Here is a 914-nt window from a genome sequence, read left to right as displayed (position 1 = left end):
AGCTGCCCGGCCAGGCCTTCAAGAAGGGCGCGGGTGCGGGCGTCGAGGTCGTGGAAGGGCACCAGGGCCCGGTGGGTGTCGTCGGTGGTCTGGGTCCAGGCCGTCCAGGCGTTGTGGACGTCCTCGTCGGTGACCTGCTCGCCCTTGGCCTGCAGCAGCACGGCGTAGAGGCGGAACAGGTCGTCGGCGCCCTCGGGGGGTCTGGCCTCCGTGGGCAGGCAGGAGCGGATCAGGTCGGCGATGGGGTCGAGGTGGCTCATACGGCCAGTGTGCCGCTGACGAGCGTGCCGGTGAGCAGGATCAGATGGGCCGCCGCGAATATCATCGGCACGAGCCGTTCCGTGGTGCCGAGTTCGGTGTAGTGCCGGTGGCGCCGGCCGGCCGCCGCGGTGTTCCTGAGGGCGTCCCACTCGTCGGTGTAGATCCGCGCGGACAGCTTCTCCTCCAGGCTGTTGATGACCTGGAACTTGGCGCCGTTGAGGTCCCGGTAGCTGCGCAGCTGCATCCACCAGGCGCCGGAGAGGGTGATGCCGGCCAGCGCGACGGCGGTCGGCACCCACCACGGGGACTCGGACAACTTCGGTATGCCGAAGCCGATCAGGGTGACCAGCGCGGTCTGCACGGACAGGAAGAAGGTGTTGGCGCTGCCCCGGCGGGCCGAGACCCGGTCGGCCATCTCCACGGCGAGCAGGTACAGCTCCAGCAGTTCGGACCGACGGTTCGGCTCCGGCGGCGTGGTCATCGCGCATCCCCCTCGGGCAGGTGGTGTGCCGGCTTCGCCCGCTGCCCGGGCTTCCCCCGTTGTGTCCATCCTTCCCTTCGGGCGGGCCCGCCAGTGCTGCGCGGGGGTGCCCGGCCGCCGGCGGTGGGTCCGGTCAGCGCGGGTTCACGTGCGCGGCGCTCGCCGAGGAGGG

Annotated in this window: 2 protein-coding genes; both read right to left on the bottom strand. The window is 71.4% G+C overall.

The window, feature by feature from the left end:
• A partial coding sequence (locus AE652_RS42190; protein ID WP_049661481.1) for a hypothetical protein occupies nt 1–260 on the bottom strand: 260 nt, incomplete at its 3' end.
• The gene (locus tag AE652_RS42185; protein WP_053112619.1) at nt 257–742 is read right to left on the bottom strand and encodes a hypothetical protein; all 486 of its coding nucleotides are present in this window, start codon (nt 740–742) and stop codon (nt 257–259) included. The genes AE652_RS42185 and AE652_RS42190, both read right to left, overlap by 4 nt.
• Nucleotides 743–914: the final 172 nt, after the last annotated feature.

Origin of the sequence: Kitasatospora sp. MY 5-36 (genome assembly GCF_001182915.1) — a bacterium.
Taxonomy (GTDB): Bacteria; Actinomycetota; Actinomycetes; order Streptomycetales; family Streptomycetaceae; genus Kitasatospora.
This window is presented reverse-complemented; position numbering and strand designations above follow the sequence as displayed.